The organism is Arhodomonas sp. KWT (assembly GCF_010993615.1).
The window spans coordinates 1-1,517 of sequence record NZ_WNXE01000418.1 but is presented as its reverse complement, the minus strand read 5'-3'; the positions used below and the strand labels follow the sequence as shown (position 1 = coordinate 1,517).

Here is a 1,517-nt window from a genome sequence, read left to right as displayed (position 1 = left end):
GCGGCGCTGGGATTCGATCCGGCGGCGCCCGCCTCCGGGGACGGCCTCGCGCTGGCGCTGTTCTACGGCGCCGCGCCGATACCGTTCAAGCTCGCCGCTACCGCGCTGGTCTGGCGCTTCCCGCTGGACCGGGCCGCCCACGAGGCACTACGTGCTGGTACGGCGCCCGCCGCGCGGGGGACATGAGCGCCGGGTTCAGGGGGGCGTGACGGGCGCACTCAGGCGCCGGCGCAGCCAGCGCATGAGTGCCCCGAGCACCGGCAGGCGGGCGTAGAGCTGGCCGGCGGCGTCCCAGTAGTCCACGTGCTCGGCCACCCGGCCGTCGGCGGCGAAACGCACCCGCGAGACGCCGTCGATGGGCGGTAGCGCCCGGCCCCCGTTGAGCACGAGGTGGCCGCGCCAGCGCAGGTAGGCCACGTCGGCATCGCCGACGATCTCGGTGATCTCGAAGCGCACCCCCTCGCAGACCCGGAACATGTGCTCGAATACCCCGCGGACCGCGGCGACCCCGCGGACGTCGTTGAACGGATCGACGAAACGGGCGTCGTCGGTGAATACGGACTCGAAACGTGTCAGGTCCGCCGGCGTGAGCGCGGCGAAGAACGCCGCGTACTCCGGGGCGTTCACGCCAGCCTCCGCATCAGCGCGAAGTACAGCCGGTAGGGCAGCAGCCTCAGGAGCTTGAGCGTCCACCCGAGCCGCCTCGGGAAGAACACCTCGAAGCCGTTACCGTCGATACCGGCATGGATCGCCGCCGCGGCATCGGCGGGGTCCATGAGCTGGGGCATGCGGAAGTCATTGCGCTCCGTGAGCCGGCTCTTCACGAAGCCGGGACTGACCACGCGCAGCGCGATCCCGGCACGCTCCGCCTCGGGCCGCAGCGACTCGGCGAGGCTCAGCACCGCCGCCTTGGTGGAGCCGTAGGCGGCGGCCCGGGGCAGACCGCGGTAGGCCGAGAGACTGCCCATCACCAGCACCTGACCGCGCCCCCGGCGGCGCATCGCCGGCAGACAGGCGGCGAGACCGTTGACCGTGCCCAGGTAGTTGACCCGGATCAGGCGCTCGAATACCGCCGGATCGAGCTCGTCCAGACGCACGGGCTCGTAGTCGCCGGCGTTGAGGATCACTGTGTCGATCTCGCCATGATCGGCCTCCACGGTGGTCACCAGCGCGGCGAAGGCATCGGCGTCGGTGACGTCCAGGACCTGGGGGATGATCCGCCCCGGACCGGACGCCCGTTCCGCAAGGGCCTCCAGCGCGGCCCGGCGCCGGGCCGCGGCCACCACCCGCCAGCCGTGGGCGGCCAGGCGCACGGCCAGGGCCTCGCCGATACCGCTGCTGGCACCGGTGATCAGGGCCAGGCGGCCGTCTCCGGGCCGGTCTGTCTGGTTCGGCATGGCAACCTCGTGTTCGCTCGGCGCGGACAGTGGCCGGCGATGCCGGTCGCGGTCCGGCATGGCACCGGGATGATGTTGTACAATATTATTGTACAATCGGGTGCGTCATCCAGGGGGCAC

The 1,517-nt window shown here is 71.8% G+C and carries 2 protein-coding genes and 1 pseudogene; 1 reads left to right on the top strand and 2 read right to left on the bottom strand.

Going from position 1 to position 1,517, the window contains the following annotated elements; translation table 11 throughout:
- Positions 1 to 186 (top strand): annotated as a pseudogene (locus G7A99_RS19510) (MFS transporter); the annotation flags it as partial.
- Positions 187 to 195: 9 nt separating this feature from the next.
- Here the strand turns inward: G7A99_RS19510 and G7A99_RS19505 are convergent.
- Both G7A99_RS19505 and G7A99_RS19500 read right to left on the bottom strand, forming a co-directional pair.
- The gene (locus G7A99_RS19505) at positions 196 to 627 is read right to left on the bottom strand and encodes a nuclear transport factor 2 family protein (protein ID WP_018716458.1); all 432 of its coding nucleotides are present in this window, start codon (positions 625 to 627) and stop codon (positions 196 to 198) included.
- The gene (locus G7A99_RS19500; RefSeq protein ID WP_163143358.1) at positions 624 to 1,397 is read right to left on the bottom strand and encodes an SDR family oxidoreductase; all 774 of its coding nucleotides are present in this window, start codon (positions 1,395 to 1,397) and stop codon (positions 624 to 626) included. The genes G7A99_RS19505 and G7A99_RS19500 overlap by 4 nt, the downstream gene beginning before the upstream one ends.
- Positions 1,398 to 1,517: the final 120 nt, after the last annotated feature.

Coding starts and splice junctions, on each gene's coding strand:
- G7A99_RS19500 (WP_163143358.1), bottom strand. CDS start 1,397: ATGCCGAACCAGACAGACCGGCCCGGAGACGGCCGCCTGGCCCTGATC.